The 18,942-nt window shown below is 56.8% G+C and carries 20 protein-coding genes; 8 read left to right on the top strand and 12 right to left on the bottom strand.

What is annotated here, in order from left to right; genetic code table 11:
• Both E1297_RS34985 and E1297_RS34980 read left to right on the top strand, forming a co-directional pair.
• Positions 1-288 (top strand): DUF3299 domain-containing protein (locus E1297_RS34985; protein ID WP_155146558.1); only part of this gene is annotated, 288 nt, incomplete at its 5' end.
• The gene (locus E1297_RS34980) at positions 285-1,466 is read left to right on the top strand and encodes a carbohydrate porin (RefSeq protein ID WP_155146352.1); all 1,182 of its coding nucleotides are present in this window, start codon (positions 285-287) and stop codon (positions 1,464-1,466) included. The genes E1297_RS34985 and E1297_RS34980, both read left to right, overlap by 4 nt.
• Before the next feature lie 9 nt (positions 1,467-1,475).
• Here the strand turns inward: E1297_RS34980 and E1297_RS34975 are convergent, their stop codons facing one another.
• The gene (locus E1297_RS34975; RefSeq protein WP_155146350.1) at positions 1,476-2,378 is read right to left on the bottom strand and encodes a LysR family transcriptional regulator; all 903 of its coding nucleotides are present in this window, start codon (positions 2,376-2,378) and stop codon (positions 1,476-1,478) included.
• A gap of 148 nt (positions 2,379-2,526) precedes the next feature.
• On the opposite strand from E1297_RS34975, the gene E1297_RS34970 reads away from it, so the two are divergent.
• The 3 genes from E1297_RS34970 to E1297_RS34960 all read left to right on the top strand — a co-directional run bounded on the left by E1297_RS34970 (position 2,527) and on the right by E1297_RS34960 (position 7,336).
• Positions 2,527-4,095 carry an arylsulfatase gene (locus tag E1297_RS34970; protein ID WP_368669794.1) on the top strand — a complete coding sequence of 523 codons (1,569 nt, stop codon included), beginning with the start codon at positions 2,527-2,529 and terminating at the stop codon, positions 4,093-4,095.
• Between the two features lie 230 nt (positions 4,096-4,325).
• The gene (locus E1297_RS34965) at positions 4,326-5,927 is read left to right on the top strand and encodes a BCCT family transporter (protein WP_155146346.1); all 1,602 of its coding nucleotides are present in this window, start codon (positions 4,326-4,328) and stop codon (positions 5,925-5,927) included.
• A gap of 314 nt (positions 5,928-6,241) precedes the next feature.
• Positions 6,242-7,336 carry a Hint domain-containing protein gene (locus E1297_RS34960; RefSeq protein ID WP_155146344.1) on the top strand — a complete coding sequence of 365 codons (1,095 nt, stop codon included), beginning with the start codon at positions 6,242-6,244 and terminating at the stop codon, positions 7,334-7,336.
• A gap of 270 nt (positions 7,337-7,606) precedes the next feature.
• Here E1297_RS34960 and rpsO read toward each other — a convergent pair whose 3' ends face one another.
• From rpsO to rbfA, 6 genes are all read right to left on the bottom strand, one after another.
• Positions 7,607-7,876: a 30S ribosomal protein S15 gene (rpsO, locus tag E1297_RS34955; RefSeq protein WP_008757925.1), complete on the bottom strand. Its 270-nt coding sequence runs from the start codon at positions 7,874-7,876 to the stop codon at positions 7,607-7,609.
• A gap of 149 nt (positions 7,877-8,025) precedes the next feature.
• Positions 8,026-9,027 (bottom strand): calcium-binding protein, encoded by a 1,002-nt coding sequence (locus E1297_RS34950; RefSeq protein WP_155146342.1) that lies wholly within the window; start codon positions 9,025-9,027, stop codon positions 8,026-8,028.
• Positions 9,028-9,122: 95 nt separating this feature from the next.
• Positions 9,123-9,632: a DUF1643 domain-containing protein gene (locus E1297_RS34945; protein WP_155146340.1), complete on the bottom strand. Its 510-nt coding sequence runs from the start codon at positions 9,630-9,632 to the stop codon at positions 9,123-9,125.
• 21 nt (positions 9,633-9,653) lie between these two features.
• Positions 9,654-10,559, bottom strand: coding sequence for a tRNA pseudouridine(55) synthase TruB (gene truB, locus E1297_RS34940; RefSeq protein ID WP_155146338.1), 906 nt, complete (start codon positions 10,557-10,559; stop codon positions 9,654-9,656).
• 60 nt (positions 10,560-10,619) lie between these two features.
• On the bottom strand, positions 10,620-11,357 hold the full coding sequence (locus E1297_RS34935) for a phosphodiester glycosidase family protein (RefSeq protein WP_368669793.1): 738 nt from the start codon (positions 11,355-11,357) through the stop codon (positions 10,620-10,622).
• Positions 11,354-11,749 carry a 30S ribosome-binding factor RbfA gene (gene rbfA / locus E1297_RS34930; RefSeq protein WP_155146337.1) on the bottom strand — a complete coding sequence of 132 codons (396 nt, stop codon included), beginning with the start codon at positions 11,747-11,749 and terminating at the stop codon, positions 11,354-11,356. The genes E1297_RS34935 and rbfA overlap by 4 nt, the downstream gene beginning before the upstream one ends.
• A 91-nt stretch (positions 11,750-11,840) precedes the next feature.
• Here rbfA and dapB point away from each other — a divergent pair, with 91 nt between their 5' ends.
• On the top strand, positions 11,841-12,650 hold the full coding sequence (gene dapB, locus E1297_RS34925; RefSeq protein ID WP_155146334.1) for a 4-hydroxy-tetrahydrodipicolinate reductase: 810 nt from the start codon (positions 11,841-11,843) through the stop codon (positions 12,648-12,650).
• A 417-nt stretch (positions 12,651-13,067) separates the two neighbouring features.
• On the opposite strand, the gene E1297_RS34920 is transcribed toward dapB, so the two are convergent.
• Positions 13,068-13,928, bottom strand: coding sequence for a hypothetical protein (locus E1297_RS34920; RefSeq protein WP_155146332.1), 861 nt, complete (start codon positions 13,926-13,928; stop codon positions 13,068-13,070).
• 79 nt (positions 13,929-14,007) lie between these two features.
• A complete protein-coding gene (locus E1297_RS34915) occupies positions 14,008-14,601 on the bottom strand; it encodes a TetR/AcrR family transcriptional regulator (protein ID WP_155146330.1) in 594 nt (197 codons plus the stop codon).
• A gap of 100 nt (positions 14,602-14,701) precedes the next feature.
• On the opposite strand from E1297_RS34915, the gene E1297_RS34910 reads away from it, so the two are divergent.
• The gene (locus E1297_RS34910; RefSeq protein WP_155146329.1) at positions 14,702-15,586 is read left to right on the top strand and encodes a DMT family transporter; all 885 of its coding nucleotides are present in this window, start codon (positions 14,702-14,704) and stop codon (positions 15,584-15,586) included.
• 75 nt (positions 15,587-15,661) lie between these two features.
• Here E1297_RS34910 and E1297_RS34905 read toward each other — a convergent pair whose 3' ends face one another.
• Genes E1297_RS34905 through E1297_RS34895 form a run of 3 tightly spaced genes read right to left on the bottom strand, consistent with a single transcriptional unit; the run spans position 15,662 to position 18,050 of the window.
• Positions 15,662-16,330 (bottom strand): ureidoglycolate lyase, encoded by a 669-nt coding sequence (locus E1297_RS34905; protein ID WP_155146327.1) that lies wholly within the window; start codon positions 16,328-16,330, stop codon positions 15,662-15,664.
• Complete coding sequence (locus E1297_RS34900; RefSeq protein WP_155146326.1) at positions 16,327-16,917, bottom strand: HD domain-containing protein; 591 nt, start codon at positions 16,915-16,917, stop codon at positions 16,327-16,329. Before E1297_RS34900 ends, E1297_RS34905 begins: the two co-directional genes overlap by 4 nt.
• Positions 16,914-18,050 carry a gamma-butyrobetaine dioxygenase gene (locus E1297_RS34895; RefSeq protein WP_155146324.1) on the bottom strand — a complete coding sequence of 379 codons (1,137 nt, stop codon included), beginning with the start codon at positions 18,048-18,050 and terminating at the stop codon, positions 16,914-16,916. The genes E1297_RS34900 and E1297_RS34895 overlap by 4 nt, the downstream gene beginning before the upstream one ends.
• Before the next feature lie 99 nt (positions 18,051-18,149).
• On the opposite strand from E1297_RS34895, the gene E1297_RS34890 reads away from it, so the two are divergent.
• Positions 18,150-18,942, top strand: a 793-nt coding sequence (locus E1297_RS34890) for a LysR family transcriptional regulator (protein ID WP_155146555.1), incomplete at its 3' end; no start/stop codon positions are given.

Here is an 18,942-nt window from a genome sequence, read left to right as displayed (position 1 = left end):
CCCCCACCACCCAACCAGATGATCCGGGTGCGGCTGAACGGTGACTGGGCGCCCGCATACTTTCACGAACCCGTGCGTCTCACCGGGCTGCTCACCATCGACCCCACGGATCAGAAAATGGTCGTCGTTGACGGCCTGATGCCGATGCGCGCGACGTTTCAATTGAATGCAGACAGCGTCGAGACACTTGAAACCCGTGGTGATCAGCTCGAGTGGACACAAAGCGTTTCTGATCGCATTCGCGCTGCGGGCAATCGTAAAACCGGTGGCCCAAAGGTTTCTGAATGATCCGGTCTCTGGCCCTTGCACTGCTGTCTTTGGTGTTTCTGGACAAAGCGGTTGCGCAAGGTTTGTCCGGCCCGTCCTCGGTCGAAGCCGAACTTGAACCCGGCGATGGGCTGACCGATCCGCAATACCGTTCGGATTTCCCGCGCAATATCGCCCCCGGCTGGTTCGCTTGGAAAGATCGGCTTGCTGAAAGCGGGTTCCGTTTCAATATCGACTATCTGGCGCTGGGCCAGACTACAAATGCAGATATTGGCACTGGTGAGGCTGCCAGCGGTATCGCCCGGTTCTACGGCAGTTGGCAGGCAACCGAGAGGGGCTCTTTGACCTTCAAGATCGAGAACCGGCACAGCTATACCGAGGTTGCACCGCAATTTCTGGGTCTGAACGGTGGCGCACAATCGATCACCGGAACGGCTTTTAACGACAACGGGTTGTTACTGACCAACCTGTTCTGGACGCAGCGGGCTGCAGACGGATCCTGGACGCTGCAGTTTGGTCAGATAGACGTGACAGACTTTGTTGATGTTTACGGTCTGGTCAGTCCCTATAGCGGGTTTCAGAACCTCGCATTCAACACCAACCCAACGATCAACGCTCCGAATCCGGGGCTGGGGATTGCGGGGGGCCTCAAGCTCAGCAGTAATTTCTACGCGGTGGCCAGCGTCGCGGATGCCAATGCAGATCCTTCGGACCCGAATTTTGATGTCTTCAGCGACGGAAACCTCTTCAAGTCACTCGAAATCGGATACACCTCGGGTTTTGATCGCATCTATTTCGACAACGTGCATCTGACGCTCTGGCATGCAGATGCTGCCGATGATGGCAGTCGCCCCGAAGACTATGGTGGTGCATTTTCTGCCGCGTGGTTCGTGGACAACAAATGGATGCCCTTCTTTCGTGCAGGCGCAGCCAAGGGAACGGCTGCTCTGTATCAGCGCTCGGTTTCGGCCGGTTTGGGATATTACGGGCGCAATACCGACCTTGCCGGGCTGGGCCTGAACTGGGCAGAGGCACGCGGGGTCGATGGGGATCAGTTTACGCTCGAGGCGTTTTATCGGTTCTCGATTTCGCCCGGCTTGCAGATCACGCCGTCGGTACAGCTCATCTCAAACCCGCTGCTCAACCCCGATCAGGACAGTATTGCCCTGTTCGGATTGCGGACCCGGATCGTGTTCTGAGCCTGCCTCTCACATCGCCAGCTTGCGCAATTTCTGCCACAGCAGATCTACGGCCGGCTGATCCAGATCGGTTTTTCGGGCTGCGCAGATATTCCATGTAATCTGCGGCTCGGTTTCGATCAGTTTTACCGAACCGGAAGAGGCCAGTTCGCTGAACGTCTCAGGCATTCCACCAACCACGAAAGCGCTGTCATCCAGCAGCGAGGCCAGAAAGGCGTAGTCGTCACTTTCGATCTGGGGCAGGGTTCTGACCTTTTGTGCCGCCTCTTCGTTCCCGCCCAGTGCCTTGGTCAGTGCCGCGCGCCAGTGTTTGTGCAGATGTGGTGAGGCAAAGGGATACTCAAACACGTCGCGTAATTTGCAAACGGGGGCGTCGTGCAGCGGGTGACTGACATGCGCAGCAAATACCACGGCGCGTTTTTCGAACATCATCAACTCGATGTTCTCGGTTTCCGGCGTATGGGTCAGATCACCCACATAGATATCGATTTCGCGGTTCTCCAACATCTCGATCGGCGCTTGCCGCGCGCTGACCGACACACTGACCCGCATTCCTGGAGAAACTTGCAGCGCTGCTTGCATCGCAGGTTTGATCAGGGTTCGGGGCGTCAGCGGTCCGCACCCGATCCGCACGGCTTGTCCCGCATCTGATCGGATATTCGCAATCTGCAGCTCGCAGGTCTGAAGTTCCGACTGCAGTTTTCGGGCAATGGGCAGAAATTCCTGTCCCTTGCGTGTCAGACCGCTGTTGCCACGCTTTCGGTGAAACAGGGGAAACCCCACCTGGTCTTCCGCCATTGCGACATAGCGTGACAAAGACGCGTTCGACACGCCCATGCGTTTGGCAGCGTCCTGAAAGTTACCGGTATCGGCAAGATTCAAGAAGGCGGACAGGGATTTCTCATTCAGCATCGCGGTCTCGAAAATTTCAGATTTCGCGTATTACGTTTCAGAATTTGCAAAAATGTAAACCCGCATTGCGAGATGAACGAGCCTGCCGCTAGGAAATATCTAATCTGGCCGTTTGGTCATTTTTCATCGTTCTCAGGAGTTTAACCCGGTGCTTCAGATCAAATCGATAGCGTATACCGCTGCTGCCGCATTCTGTGCGCTCGCGTCGGCAGCCGTTGCAGAAACCGAAAAACCAAACATTCTCGTCATCATGGCCGACGATGTCGGCTGGGCCAGTCTTGGCAGTTATCATCAAGGCATCAAAAGCATCCAGACCCCCAATCTTGATCAGCTTGCGGCTCAGGGTGCGCGTCTGACAGATTACTACGCGCAACCCAGTTGTACGGCGGGCCGGTCGGCCTTCATCACCGGCCAATATCCGGTACGGACCGGCATGCACACCGTTGGTCTGCCGGGTGACCCGGTGGGTCTGAGCGACGAGGACCCAACACTGGCCAATATCCTGAAATCTTTGGGTTATACGACCGGGCAGTTTGGCAAGAACCATCTTGGTGACCTCAACAAGTTCCTGCCAACGGTCAAAGGCTTCGATGAATATTGGGGCTGGCTCTATCACCTCAATGCAATGGAATACACGTCAGACCCAGATTGGCCCAAGGACCCGGAATTCGAACAGCAATTTGGTCCGCGCAACATCATTCATTCTTTTGCGACAGACACCGTGGACGAAACCGTCGATCCCCGTTGGGGCGTGGTTGGCAAACAGCGCATCGTTGACGATGGTCCCGCCCCACCGGAGCGCCAGAAAACGCTGGATGACGAGGTCACGGCCCATACGATCGACTTCATCGATCGTGCGGTTGAAAGCGAAACACCGTTCTTTGTCTGGATGGCCCCGGCGCGTGCGCATGTCTGGACCCATCTCAGCCCAGAATACGAGGCGATGCTGGGCGATGGTCGTGGGCTGCAGGACGTCGTGATGAAAGAGCTGGACGACAATGTCGGCAAGGTCACCGCTCATCTCGAAGAACTGGGGATCGCAGACAACACCATCGTCATTTTCACTTCGGATAACGGTCCCGAAACGATGACATGGCCCGATGGCGGTACCACGCCGTTCCATGGGGAAAAAGGCACGACGTGGGAAGGCGGATTCCGCGTGCCGGCCATCATTCGCTGGCCCGGCAAGATCGCGGAAGGCCAGGTTTTGAACGGTATCTTCGACGGCATGGACTGGATGCCCACACTGGTCGCCGCAGCCGGTGGTCCGCAGGATTTGCCTGCTGATCTGCTGGACGGGTTCGAAGGCTACAAGGTGCATCTGGATGGCTACAATCAGCTTTCCTATCTGACCGGCGACACGCCGAGCAATCGCAAGGAAATTGTCTATTACGAAGGCACGGATCTGCAGGCAGTACGCTACAACGACTGGAAGGCACATTTCACCATTCAGGAAAAAGGCTGGGCCGGCCCCAAAGAAGAACTGAATGCGCCGCTTCTGTTCAACCTGCGCCGCGACCCTTACGAAAAGGCAGCCGAGGAATCGGGTATGTACACGCGCTGGATGGGCAACAAGATGTGGGCATTTGGCCCCGCAGCCCGTCTGGTTCAGGCGCATCTGGGCACCTTTGCCGAGTTCCCACCGCGTGGCGCGACTGTTGGCAACGAAACGCATGTTCAGGAACAGGTCAGCAGCGAAGGCGGGATGTCTCAATAACGGCCGACGTCGAACCTACTATGCAGAAAGCGCCCGTCGAAAGATGGGCGTTTTTGCCTTACTTATTCTGTAAAATGAATGCATTTGGTGAAATTATGCTGTCAGTGTAAGCTGTTACCACAAAGCCCGCGGTCGATATGACGGTAACGCGCCAAGGGGGTAATAGACTCATAACCGTCCGCTGACCGAATACCTTGGCGTTTGCACTTGGCGAACAGAAGGGCAAACGAATGGCGGAATCAAAGAAAATGCTGGATCCGGATCCACGGATCTATGACTTCGAAACGGAATATGAGCTGGGGCAGGATAACGTCCGGCCTTTTGGCTTGGACATTCACAATCCGGTTTTCCTGATCTCGAGCATCGTGATCTTTGCATTTGTGCTTATCGCGCTTGCAAATCAGGAAGCGGCGGCCACATTCTTTGGATGGCTAAGGCCTTGGCTAACCAGTACTTTCGACTGGTTTCTGGTACTCTCGGTGAATGCAATCACCCTGTTCTGTCTGGTCCTGATCGTACTGCCGGTCGGCAGCGTCCGGATCGGGGGCAAAGACGCTACACCGGACTATTCCTATCCCGGATGGATCGCGATGATGTTCGCAGCCGGTATCGGTATCGGTCTGCTGTTTTTCGGCGTGATGGAGCCTGTCTATTACAACTTTGCCGAAGATGGCGGTGCGCGGCCTCTGGGTCTGGATATAGCGGTGCCCGGCAATGAATATGTGGGTGTTGTCGGTACCATCCACCACTGGGGTCTTGAGGCATGGGCGGTCTATGCGGCAGTCGGTCTGAGCCTTGCGATATTCGCCTACAACCTTGATCTTCCGCTGACTCTGCGCTCGGCTTTCTATCCGATCCTCGGCGAGCGGGTCTGGGGCTGGTGGGGTCATATCATCGACACGCTGGCTGTATTTGCCACGCTGTTTGGCCTGACAACCTCACTGGGTCTGGGTGCTCAGCAAGTTGCGGCAGGGCTTTATGAGGTGTTTGGCATCGAACCCAGCCCGACGGTTGTTGTTCTGCTGATCATCGGCATCACCATGATTGCATTGGGATCGGTGCTGATGGGTATGGATGCAGGCGTCAAGCGACTGAGCGAGATCAACATGATCATGGCGGTGGGGCTGTTCATCTTCGTCATTGCAGTGACAGGAATTGGAACCGCAGTCAGTCGCTATTTCAGCGTAATGGCTGATTATGTGCGTCACCTGCCAGCCCTGTCCAACCCGTTCGGTCGTGAAGACACCAGCTTCTTCCACGGCTGGACGACGTTCTACTGGGCATGGTGGATCGCATGGTCGCCCTTTGTGGGCATGTTTATTGCGCGTATCTCGCGCGGTCGCACGGTGCGCGAGTTCATCATCTGTGCGCTGCTGGCTCCTACCGCTGTCTGCGCCCTTTGGATGTCGACATTCGGTGGCGCGGCGATCGACATGCTGAACGCTGGCGGTGCCGAGGGCGTCCGCGCAACGGTCATCGATAGCTATGCACCCGAAGGTGCTTTGTTCGGCTTCCTGAAAGAGTTGCCGCTCTATGGCATCGTCGCCCCAATCGCGCTGATCCTGATCGTGGTGTTCTTTGTGACGTCGTCAGACTCGGGCTCTCTGGTGATCGACACGATCACGGCAGGTGGCAAGATGGACGCCCCGGTCGTACAACGCGTGTTCTGGTGCACCCTCGAGGGTCTGGTGGCCATCGCCTTGTTGCTGGGTGGCGGGCTTAGCGCACTACAGGGTGCCGCGGTCTCGACCGGAATTCCCTTCACGCTGGTTGTTCTGATCATGTGCTATTGCCTCTGGCTGGCTCTGAGATCGGAACGATCAAAAATGTAGCTTAGCGACAGAGAAACGCGAAACACCCGCCTTCGGGCGGGTGTTTCCATGCTTATGAGATTACAGGCCTTTGATTGTTTGAATCTGCAGGCAATCAGCGGACCACCACCCAAATCTTCGTTACACAATGAATATCGTGCGGTTTTGAGCTTCTCCCGCAACACTAGGCCCCTGCTTTTCACGTTCTGTGAGAGCAGAGCCTAAGTAGTATTGAAACAGGAAAAAACTCGGTTTACGCAAAATGAAATTGATCTGTACGAACCAGATTGTTCTGTTCGCAGCGGTCGCAAGTATATTAGTGATTGGATGGATAAATGGTCGCAATAAACTTCGTTACACTGCTGCAAAATGGCTCGCAAACTGTGGTTGACGCGGATGGTGACACGGTTGTTGTCACCGCGACTTTCACAAGCGATTTTTTCGTCAACGGGTCCGGTGCTGTTCAATCCGACAATGCTGTAGATACGAGTGCAGACTCATTTACCCTATCGTTTTCAAAGCCTGTCGAGGACTTCACATTTACGGTCGGTGACGTCAATTCCAATGGATTTGCGGGCGGGTTCAATGACCGCATTGTGGTTGAATCCACGCTTAATGGGACACCGGTCGTCACCAACCTGAACTTCGGGACCAGCGGCACCACGGCAGAATATGAAGCGCCCTTTAATACCAATGTCACCGAAACCGTCACGGTGACAGGGCCCTTCAACCAAATCACACTGACGAATTTCGACCCGGACCGGCAACACGGCTGGCTGTTCCTGACAACCGGTGATATCGGCGATGTCGTCTGTTTCGTCAGTGGCACGCAGATTGAAACGGAAACCGGGTTGAAAGCAGTTGAAGATCTTGCGTCGGGAGATCTGATTTTGACCCGTGATAATGGCTACCAGCCGCTCCGATGGATCGGTAAGAAAAAGGTATCAGTCGCACGTCTCAGTGAAAGTGAGAAACTGCGCCCCGTCCGGATCAAGGCCGGGGCACTGGCATCTGGGTTGCCGCATCGTGATCTGGTTGTTTCCCGCCAGCACAGGATGCTCGCCGTTTCCGATGTGGCCAAACGCATGTTCGGAAGTTCGGAGATTTTGGTTCCCGCTCACAAACTGACCGCACTACCAGACATCGAGATTGAAACCGCAGCAGAGCCTGTCACCTATTACCATCTTTTGTTTGATGATCATGAGATCATCTATGCCGAAGGGACACCAACCGAGAGCTTGCACACGGGTCCGGAAGCCCTCAAGACGCTTTCATCGGACGCGATAGAAGAAGTTCTGATGCTGTTCCCGGAATTGGCCGAGCGTGGCAATTCACAGGATCTGGCGCGCTATGCCCCGCCTGGGCGTCGCCAGAAGAACTTCATTGCCCGACTCGGAAAGAACAATCGACCGTTTGTCGCGCAGAATTGAAACACCCACACAGGCCGATACGCTCTCCTCAAGGGTCGGCGAACTCGGTCTGGAGAGCTTTGCCACCTGCGAAGTTGCGCTGCCGTTCGTATGAAGGGCAATTGAAAGCCTGTACTCAAAATAGGTGAACGCTGTCAGAATTCGGCGACAACCCGGATCGGTCGCGAGATAGGGTTGTTGGTGAACTGCAAGTAAATACGCCCACCAAAGTGGCGGGCGTACGAATCATACAACTGGGCTTCAAACCCGGTACAAATCACACAAAGGCGATTAGCGGCGGATGCCCAGCTTCTTGATCAGGTCCTGGTAACGCGCTTCTTCTTTGCCCTTCAGGTAGTCCAGCAGCTTACGACGCTGTGCAACCATCTTCAGCAGACCACGACGACCGTGGTTGTCTTTTTTGTGGGTCTTGAAGTGCTCGGTCAGGGTGGTGATGCGCGAGGTCAGGATTGCAACCTGTACTTCAGGCGAACCGGTGTCGCCGTCTTTGGTTGCGAATTCTTTCATGACGCGTGCTTTTTCAGCGGCAGTGATCGACATCGGGGTCTCCTTTAAAGGTTAGAGTTGATGGCGCAGGCCGGGATGTCGTCCAGCACAGGCCCATGGAGAAAACCGCACCGATTCCGATGCGGATGCGCGCGTATAAGCGTATTTCGGGTAAATGGCAAAGGGATTCTGTGTCCCTAACCCTACACGCTAAATCGCGCAAGTTCTGCCTGAGTGATGAGTTGGATGTCGTCGAGCGTCATACCCTCGGCCCCGAAAAGATGCGCCACCTCATGACCATTGACCGTCACCCGGGTGAGGGTTTCGTTTTCGTCGTCCCGTTGGATGCTGATTTCCGGATCATCCCTTTCTTCCCAAGTGATCAGCAGTTTGTCTTCACCCGGCTGGAAACCCATGACGGTGACTTCTTCGTCGTCGGTGTCGGTATCCAGAATAATATCGTCAGCGCCCGCACCGCCCGTGGCCACATCTCCGCCATTGGCAATTATAGTGTCATCGCCGGAACCCCCATTCAGGAAATCTCTCGTCTCGGTTCCGTCACCATCGTCACCCGATAACGTGTCATTGCCATCTCCGCCGAACAGTGAGTCCGCGCCCTCACCACCTGCCAGAATGTCGTTACCTGCGCCCCCTTGCAGGGCATCGTCATCACCGCCTCCTAGCAAGGTATCGTCGCCCTGTCCGCCAAACAGCTCGTCTTCGCCGTCACCACCGTTCAATTCGTCGTCGCCAGAATGGCCGAACAACTGATCATCCCCGGTTTCGCCCGCCAGCAGGTCGTCGCCTGCCTCTCCGTGCAACAAGTCATTGCCGGTGCCACCAGTCAGTGTGTCCTCTCCATCTCCGCCATGCAGGATGTCATCCCCAGCGGCACCATCGATGGTATCGTCACCGCCATATCCATTGATTTGATCGTTCCCGTCCTGTCCTGACAGAGTGTCTGCTTCATCCTGCCCAACCATGACGAGATTTCCGTCACATTCCGAGATCACCTGCCCGGTGTCTTCGGCGGTAGGTTCATCGACATTCTCGTCAATTTCGAGAAACTGACCGTTTGAAAAACCATCCTCCGGCGCATCGTCGTCTACGTCGTCAGAATTGCTTTCATCGGTGATGAAGACGTCGCTGAGTGCGTAGGCCGCGCCACCAACAGCGGCCAGACCAAGAAACCCGATCAGAAACATGGAACCCCTCCGAAAGCACAGTGCTTCTTGGGTAAAATGTCCCATGTGTTCAGTGAGTTGGTCAAAGCCAACCTGACTCTGTGGTTAACCCTTTGTCACCCGTCCCAGCGTTCAGGTTGCTGGGTGTAAGCGATGTAGAGGGGGTGCTTGGGGTGGCCATCCTTGGTCAGTCCAAGGTGATAGAGCGGGTGCCCCGTTTTTCGCAACAGATGCTCTACGGCAGGACCGCGATCCAGATGCGCACCGTGGGTGCCCCATGCTGCGATGACCTGATCAGCCCATTCAACACCGTCCAGAATAGCCGTGTCATTCTCCGGCCCAACCGGATCGCCGGCGGCACGCATCTTGCGGGGGTCGGTGTCGCGCCATGCAAAGATGTTGGTCACCTGAAACGCGCCAAATCCCAGCGCGCGCGCGCGGCGTTCGCAGCGTTCGACCGTGGGGTCGTTTTGCACCTCGGTCGCGGTGGAGGGGTTCAGCATGACGAATAACGCCTTGCGCCCGGCCGGGTCCCAGATGCGGGTCAGGCTATAGCGATAGTTCTCGCAATCGGAATAAATGGCGGTCGAGGGCGCGTCGCCCTTGGTATGCGTTCGGGTGATCATGCCCTTCGCCTAACACGCCGTTTAATCGACGAACACCCGGTTGGGATGCAATTCGCCGGATTTGTAGATACCTACAGCAACGGCCTTGCCGTCCAGCGAGGCCCAGGCCTCATCGCCGTATTCCACGTCCGAAGCCAGCACCATACCGGGATTGCCATTACGCAGACGGGTGGCACCTTCGGGTGTGCATTTCAGTTCCGGCAAATCTGCAAGCCCGGTTTCCAGCGGGTGCAGATACTCGTCCAGAGCAGTGGTCTTGGCCATCTCGTCGATCTGTTCGATGCTCAACCCGTCTTCGACTTCGAACGGGCCGGACCAGATACGGCGCAGTTCCTTGACATGGCCGTGGCACCCTAGCGCCGCGCCCAGATCGCGGGCGATAGATCGCACATAACCGCCTTTACCGCAGGTCATTTCCAGCACCACGTGGTCTTCGTCGGGGCGGTCAACGAGGATCAGCTCTTCAACCCACAAGGGCCGGGCGGATAGCTCAATATCCTCGCCATCGCGGGCCAGCTTGTAGGCGCGCTGCCCATCGACCTTAACAGCTGAGAACTTGGGCGGGACCTGCATGATGTCGCCCAGAAACGGGGTGAGCGCCTGTTTGATGTCGTCATCCGAAGGGCGCGCATCGCTGCTCGCAATCACTTCGCCTTCGGCATCATCGGTGTTCGTCGCCTGCCCCAAACGCACGGTGAATGTGTAGGCTTTCAAAGCATCGGTGATATAGGGAACGGTCTTGGTCGCCTCACCCAAAGCCACGGCCAAAACGCCAGTCGCCTCGGGGTCCAACGTGCCCGCATGGCCCGCTTTCTTCGCGTCCATCGCCCAACGTACCTTGTTGACCACCGACGTAGAGGTCATGCCAGCAGGCTTGTCCACCACCAGCCAACCGGAAATGTCACGACCCTTGCGTTTGCGTCCCATCTTGCACCTTGCCCTTTGCTGAGGCGCGCGAGTTAGCGGATCACCTTCGCCCTGTCAATTTCAGGGTGCGTCTTCAACCACGCCCACGATTGGTCCCAGCGAAAACCCGACATCTGATCGATTGCTTGCACGGTCATACATGCGAGAGATATTGCCATCAAAGAACAGCGCATTCGGAGTGTCTAGCACGTCGCGGAAAAGGCTGCCGAACTCGTGGAATGTGACGTAGTCCTCTGAGATCGCGAACACGGCGCGGGTGCCGTCGTTGCTGGTGCCTACCCCGTTTCGGACATAGCGCGATGTCGAATCGGGCAGAAAGCGCGGATGCAGTTCACCATCAATGACCAGCATCGGGCCAGATTGGGTGGCAAAGCGGCATTCGGGCGTCTGGTCGACAAAATCCAGCGTTTCGAAGACGTCAGCGCGACCTTCCCGGATGCAGAACACCCCGTTCGGCAACAGGCCAAAATTGCCAGGGCCAGGGTTCGGGATCACTCGCATGACCTCCTGACCATTCTCAACGTAGTGGCCCACAGGCGAGCGGTCGTCGTGATACATTCCCGCGTTCATCGCAAACGCCAGGCGTTTACCTCGAGGTTCAAGCGTCTCGTTTACCGAAGAGAAATGTCCTAACAGGTCACCGTTTCCATCGTTGAGAAACAGCTGCAGGTCTTCGTTGGCGGCATCCACCTCGCAGACAGTGTACCGCTTGTCCTCATGGGTCAGCTTTTCACAGGTGACCGCAGAAGCTTGCGCAGCCCAAAGGGCCGCGCCCAAGATGACAAATGCTCGGATCACTCGTCCAGATCGCGGCGCACCGCGTCCTGATTGAACATGCGCCGCGTGTCGTCCAGACGGTCAAACGTGTCATCCAGACGGAATCGCAGATCGGGTGAAAACTTCAGGCCGACCTTTTTGCCAACCATGCGCCGCAATTCGCTCTTGTTACGGGCCAACAGTTCGATCACGTCCTCCTGCCCTTTGCCGCCCAGCGGCAGCACATAGGCGGTGGCGATTTTCAGATCGGGCGAGGTGCGCACCTCACCCACAGTGATCGACATACGGTTCAGGTCGGGGTCGTGGACATCTCCGCGCGCCAGAACCTCGGACAGGGTGCGGCGGATCAGTTCGCCGACGCGCAGCTGTCGTTGGGACGGGCCGGGGCCATCGTGGAATTTGTTCTTTGCCATATCCCCGATCTAAGCCCAAAGCAGGGCTTTGCCAAGCGGGCGCGAACGGGGTAGGAGGCTTTGAGCCGACTTAACGAGAGGGACCAGCGCAATGACCCATATTCCGGGGATCGTCATTACAGGGGCTTCGGGCCGCATGGGACAGATGCTGATCAAGACCGTGACGGACAGCGATCAAGCGCGTCTGGTCGGAGTGGTCGAACGCGCAGGCCATGACTGGATCGGTCAGGACGTGGGCGAGGCGATGGGCGGTCAGGCACTGGGCGTGCAAGTCACCGATGATCCGCTTGAGGCGTTTTCGCAGGCGCAAGCCGTGATCGATTTTACCGCGCCAGAAGCGACGTTGGAATTTGCCGCTCTGGCTGCGCAGGCGCGTTGTGTTCATGTGATCGGCACCACCGGCATGACTGACGAACAGATCGCCGCGCTGGAACCGGCTTCGCGACACGCTGTCATCGTGCGGGCAGGCAACATGAGCCTCGGCGTGAACCTGCTGGTGCAACTGACCAAAAAGGTTGCCGCTGCGCTGGATGAGGATTTCGACATCGAGGTCGTCGAAGGCCATCACCACCACAAGGTCGATGCTCCGTCGGGCACCGCATTGATGCTGGGCGAGGCCGCTGCCGAAGGGCGCGGTGTGAAGCTGGAAGATGTATCCGACCGGGGCCGCGACGGCATCACGGGTGCGCGTCAACGTGGCAATATCGGTTTCCATGCTATTCGTGGCGGCGACATTGTGGGTGAACACGACGTCCTGTTCGCAGCCCCCGGAGAACGCATCGTTCTGCGCCACCTGGCCACCGATCGCGCCATTTTTGCCCGCGGTGCGCTGAAGGCAGCGCTGTGGGGACAGGGTAAAGCGCCCGGTCAGTATGACATGGTGGATGTGCTGGGGCTGTAGGCGCTGCGCTTAGATGAAGGCGGTCACAACAACAAAAAATATGAACGCTACTATCCAAAAAAGTACCGCAGTAAGAAACGACGCCACGCCAACCATGAAAAAGTGAAAGTAATTGGAATTGGGGACGATCCGTAACCCGTTAGGCACGTTTAGATCGTTGCATATTTCCGACATGAAAAAATAGTTGCATGCCCCATAGGCGTTCAGAAGCAGCCGTCTGCGTGATGGTGGCGTGCCGCGCGTTCGAATGCAGTAGTCAACAAACTCTTCCTTGAATTTGAATATCGGAAAAACCGAAGTCAGAAAAATCATGGCTGCCCATGATGATAGGGACGCCAACAACATAAATCCTAGCTGGAACCAAAACAGAGTCAGCAATTCTATACCCTCGTAGTCCTTGCTAACATGCTGTTGTAACTATTGAAATGCAACTAGGCCGGGCGGTTCCGCGCCTTCCTGTTCGATCAGATCAAACAAAGCACCCAACCGCTGATCCCAAGTCGGAAACTGGCCGGTCACCGCATAGGTCAAACGCTCGGCCCCGATTGAGATGCCAAGGGGCGCGGCAGTGCCGTCGATTACGATCTCGCCGATCTCAGTCCAGTTGGGCGACGGGGGATAGGACGTCGGCGCGGGCTCATCGGTTTCGCCGACGCGGTAATAGACGCCCATCGTTACGATGTAGTCTTCGCCAAACGGATCAGGAAAGAAATAGCCCGAGGCGTCGCGGGCGGCCAAAGCCTCGGCCTCATCGCGCAACAGGACTTTTTCCGCGAAAGGCAGGCCCATCTCGTCCAGCACCGGGCGCATGGTGTCGGCTTGCGGCACGCTGACAAGGGCGATGCGGGATGGATCAAGCCCAAAGCTTTCGGTCAAAAGCCGTATCATCAGGCGGGTTGTGGTTTGGCCATTGGCGTCACCCTCCGGATGGCAGCCAACTTCATGAAACAGTGGTAAAACATCTACTCGGGATTTTTCACCGACATCTCCTACTCGGGCCAGCGGCTGGATCACGAAGGCATTTGTGGGGAGCGCGTCTTGATCAAAATCGTGCCGCAGGCCTCCGTTATAGTCGTCGGTACCGGTCGCAATTGGAAGCGGCGCGGCTTCTTGTAGCCCAAGTTCGGAAAATGCGGATTTCAGACGGTCCAACGTTTTTCTGAACTCCAGTTCAAACGCCTCATGTTGATCTGTTGCTGCGATTGCAATCCGGGGCAGCATTGCCCCAACCGTGGCAGCGGTTCCAAGTTGCACAACTTTGCGCCTGTTCAAGCCCATAAGATGCCTCCCTGACATGACGTTCGCGAAAGATATGCCGAGAGTAACACAGAAGAACCGGTCAGGGGTTAAGGGATTCTTAAGTCCGCGCGGCCAGCCCTGCGAGCAGGTAGTCAGTTGCCGTTTCAGCGTAGATTGCCAGTTCCTCTTCAGTCGGTATGCCGCGCCCCAGCATCGCGGCTTCTTGATGCGCAAACAACATGGCCGTCCACAGGCGCATCGGGATTTCCGGGTGGTCGACACCCAGCCGTTTTCTGAAGAATTCGTGCAGACGCTCCTTGGTGTCGCTCGGTCCCATCGCAAAGAATGAACGTACGATTTCTGGTGCTTTTGGTGCCTCGGCGATCAGCAGGCGGATTGTATCCAGATGTTCCTGCCTCAGGTGCGATCGCATGAAACCGGTGGCGAATCCGATAAGGGCTTCACGCGTATCTGGCACCTCCAGACTCTCCAGAAAATCCGCCTTGGGTCCTGGGCCCATGTGCCTGAGCGTTGCTTCAAACAGCTCCAGCTTTGATGGAAAATACCGATAGACCGTCTGTTTCGTGACCTGCGCCCGAGCTGCGATCGTATCCATGCTGGCCAGAACGTAACCTTCTGTCAGAAAGACAGATTTCGAAGCATTCAGGATTGCTTGGCGGGTCTTTTCTTTGCGTGTTTCCTGCTTGCTCATGCTAGCACCGTAAAATCATACCACTTGGTATGATAGTCTTGAAATCTACGCAAGTGAGTAATAATCATACCGATCAGTATGATTCTATTCGGTGGCTATCATGAAACCTTCCTCTACCCTCGCTCTGCGATCCCAAAACCCACGTATGACCGGCATTGCGATTGCCCTTCTTGGCGCTTTGCTGATGAGCTTTGATCCCATTTTTATCCGCCTCTCGGGTGTCAGTGGATTTGACACCGCCTTTCTGTTCGGATTGTTCACGGCGATCTCGATGGCGGCGTTCATTCAATTGCGGGATGAGCGTGGATTGATCGAAGTCCTTAAGGCCGGCGGCTGGCCAATCTTGCTGTCGGGCCTGTTGATGCTGGGCAGCGCCTCGGCCCTTGTTCTGAGCATCAAGAATACGTCGGTCGCCAATACGTTTGTGATCCTCAGCACCTCGCCCGCGCTGGCTGCTCTGTTCAGCTGGTTCTTCCTGAAAGAAATCACAAAACGGTCCACCTGGATTTCGATCGTGTTCGTTATGCTGGGGATCGCAATTGTGGTGTCGGGGTCTTTTGGCTCGGGGAACCTCAAGGGCGACTTGCTCGCGTTCTTTGCGGTGATCTGCCTGTCGCTGAACCAAACTCTGTTGCGCAAATATCAGGACGTCAGCCGCATGGCGAGTGTCGGGCTGGGCGGGTTGTTCCTTGCACTTGCGATGGCAATTGTGGCGGAACCTTCGGGTTACAGCCTCAGCACATGGGTCATCATGGGGGTCATGGGACTGTTCACCGCGCCGTTTGGCCGAGTGATGTCAGCGGTTGCGACCCGCTATATCACCGCGCCGGAAGTTGGCATGATCCTGATGACCGAAGTGGTCTTTGCGCCGTTATTTGCCTTCGGGTTCTTTGGAGAAATTCCGCCTGTCGCAAGCTTTATCGGGGGTGCAATCATTCTTGTGACTGTGCTGATCTATGCCGGGTTGTCCGCTAAGCAGAAATAATAATCGGTCAGTGGATATCCGATCGTTTGCAGGGCCGGTTCCAAGTGGAGCCGGCCCTGCCAAGACTTTGTGTTGTCAAAGATCCCGAACCTTGTCCGCGCGCAGCGGACAGGCGAGGTAAACTCCGAATTCCTTACCGATATCGGCGCTGACCCGGGCATGCACCCGACCTTGCCGGTCGAGGAAACGTTGACTGTCTTCGACAGGGAAAATCCCCTCATGCCAGATGCCGGGATGGATATAGAGACCGCGTGAGCCATCGCACCAGAACGCCACCACCTTTTCTGGGGTCAGGTTGTCGCCGGATAGCGCAGCGGGCACGATGAACGGCTTGTTGTCCAGCGGCCAAAACATTTGCCCACCGTCGGGGTGGTAGTTCATATGCCACAGCAGCACCTGATCGCGCGGTGCAGATTGCCTGTCTGTCTGTGCCTTTTGCGGATCGGCGGACCAGCCCAGCACATAGTGGCCTTTGACTGCTTCATTCTCTCCATAAAGCACGTCACCCTGCCAGTCGCATTTGAACGTACCCTCGACCCAGCCCGCCTCGTCACCGGTGCCTTCGTCAATCGGCCGCCAGCCCTGTTGGGGCCAACGGACGATTTCGATTTCAAAGTTGTCAGGATCATCGACCAGGCAGCCATAGCCTTTGACCGATTCTTCAGTGGCCCGGATCAGTGGAACTTCGTGCCACGGTAGAGATGGTTTCGAACTGGCCTCAAAGATGTACTCTGGCGCGCTCATGCCGACCCCAGATGCTTGTCCACCATACGCTGCACCATTGGTGCGAAATGGGCAAAGTCCGGGGTTTCCATGTCCGCGCGTTTGCCTGCCTCGTCCAGATAGCGGACCTGAATGATCTCTTTCAGGTTCGGGTTGCTTTCGAACTCAGCGACTTCTTCGGCGTTCATCGGGCCGCCTTGCAGTTCCAGTGTATGGACTGAAGCGGTAGACAGGCGGTTGAAGTATTCGGGCTTGGTGGCGCAGAGATAGCGTTTGGCTGCCACGTGATATCGGCAGCAGTCGGTGATCACCGACGGGAAGAACTGCTCCAGTACTTCCGCGCCCGCGTCTTCATGATGACGATCTTCGGTGTCATCCGGGTGATACGTCCCAAACTCGGATGTGAAATGACCGATGTCATGCAGCAGGGCACCAACGATGATCTCTTCGGACTGACCGTTCTGCTCGGCAATGGTGGCGCCTTGCAGCATGTGCTCGGCCATGGTGACGGGTTCCCCCAGATATTCTTCACCGCCCCGGCGGTCGAAGATATCTCCGATGAAGGCCACGATATTGTCTCGGTTCAGGGTCGAGAAATCGGGTTTCATTCCGCCGCCTCCGGCTGGGCCATTTCCATTGCGGCCAATGTGGACAGCAACCCGTCTTTGTCGGCATAGCAACCCTGCAACCAGCGTGAACCCGCGCCGGAATAGCCTAGGCGCGCATGCAGAACGCGGGTGTTATCGACGATGAAGCTCTCCCCCGGCTCCAGCTTGAACGATACACCCATGGCTGGATCGTCGATGATCTCGCCCAGCTGGCGATAGGCAGCGTAGTAGGCCTCCATCTGGTTAAAGGGCACATCGACGAAGGGTGCGGAAGAACGGTTGTTGAAACGGATGCCAATCAGCTCACCATCTGGCGACAGTTCGATCATCGGGCGGCGCGAACGCAGGCATACGCCATCCGAGCCTTTGTATTCGAAACGTGCGGGATAACCTGCCAGAAGGGCAAAACCCTCTGGGTTCTGATCACGTAGCTTTTCAGCGGCTCGGAAGCCATCCACTACGATGGAATCACCACCTTCGGCACTGTTTTCCAGACAATAGAGGATTTGCAGCGTAGGCACCGGATCGCGATAGGGATTGTCGGTGTGGGCCTGCAGACCAAGGCCGGTATAGGCGAGGTTAGTGGGGTTAACTTCGGTCCGTACCTCAAAGTAGGGGCCGTAATTTGTCTGGCGGACATAACCGAACAGATCAGCCACTTTGAGCAGAGATTCCGGCTCGGTTGGGCCATTGGTAAGCTTGGCAAAGCCAAACTCTGCTACAGCAGCCAGCCAATCGCGTTTGGCGGCTGGATTTTCATGAACCTGTGTCCAGTCACCGCTTGGGGCGTCGATGCCGCGCTCCCATGAAGTGATACCGGGCGCAAGCCTGCCGGCCTGTTGGGTGTGATCGCGATCGTACACGTGACCTGCCAGCCAATCGGCCGGGAAGGTGACGGTTTTGTCTTCGGGTGCGAAGGTGATCTGCAGATCGCCATTCACGGCCTCAGCAGCGCTGACCGAGATATCTGTAGGGATATCGCCGATGGTGATCAGGCGCTGACCGTTCCCCGTTGCGCGGGTTTCGGGGTCCAGCGCGTTATCGCGCAACCAGATTGCATGGAAACGAGCCTTCGTGCCGTCGCTGAAGTCTACGGTGACGACCGACGAGTCATGGGTGGCGAGGCGCAGCATGGGGATTCTCCTGTTCAGCGCGAGCTTTGATTGAGGAGATACGCTGGTTGTGGCATTACGACAATTAATCCTTCTTTCTGCTGAGGCTTGGAAAATCTAATGGCTAAGAAAAAGGTCGGACTGCCCCCGCTGGATTGGTTGCGCGTATTCGAAGCCGCCGGGCGGCTTGGTGGCTTTTCCGCGGCCGCGCGCGAGTTTGGTCTGACACAGGCGGCGGTCAGTCAGCGAATTGGAAACCTCGAGGTCTGGCTGGGCCGGTCGCTGTTTGTCCGCGAGGCGCGTGGTGTGTCGCTGACGGTCGAGGGCGAAAGCTATCTGCCGCTGGTTCAGGACAGTCTGCAGGCGCTGGAGCGAAACACCGAGGATCTGTTCGGAAAGTCGCCGCGTGAGTTGCGGGTGGCGGGTTTGTCTTCGCATATCCACGCGCTTGTTCTTCCGTGCCTTGCGGCGTTTCACGCGGAAAGGCCTAAGGTGCAGGTGACAACGGATTCGGTCGCCCGCAGGACGTCATTGGATGAGGAACGCACATGGTTGCAGTTACGGTATGGTCGCGGGGCGTGGCCGGGCCGGGATTCGGCCCTGATCGCGCCTGAGGTTCTGGTGCCGATGGCTGCCCCCGGTATCGAATGGGGGACGCCCGTGATTGACCTGCGTGGTGAGCGGCCAGGCTGGCGCGAGTGGGCGCGTCAGGCGGGCGAAGGCGAACCTCCTCTCACCAAATTCAGTTTTGACTCGATGGAGCACGCGATTACTGCGGCGCGGCAAGGGCTGGGTATTGTCCTGGGGTCTATCCCGCTGGCTGCAGGTGATTTGCAGGCGGGCAGATTGCGCAGGCTGGATCTACCGGAGCTGAAAACGAAGGACGGATATTGGCTGACCTGGCCCGAGGAAC

This window comes from Roseibium sp. RKSG952 (assembly GCF_009711355.1).
Note: the sequence above shows the minus strand (reverse complement) of the source record. Positions and strands in the feature narration are given on the sequence as shown.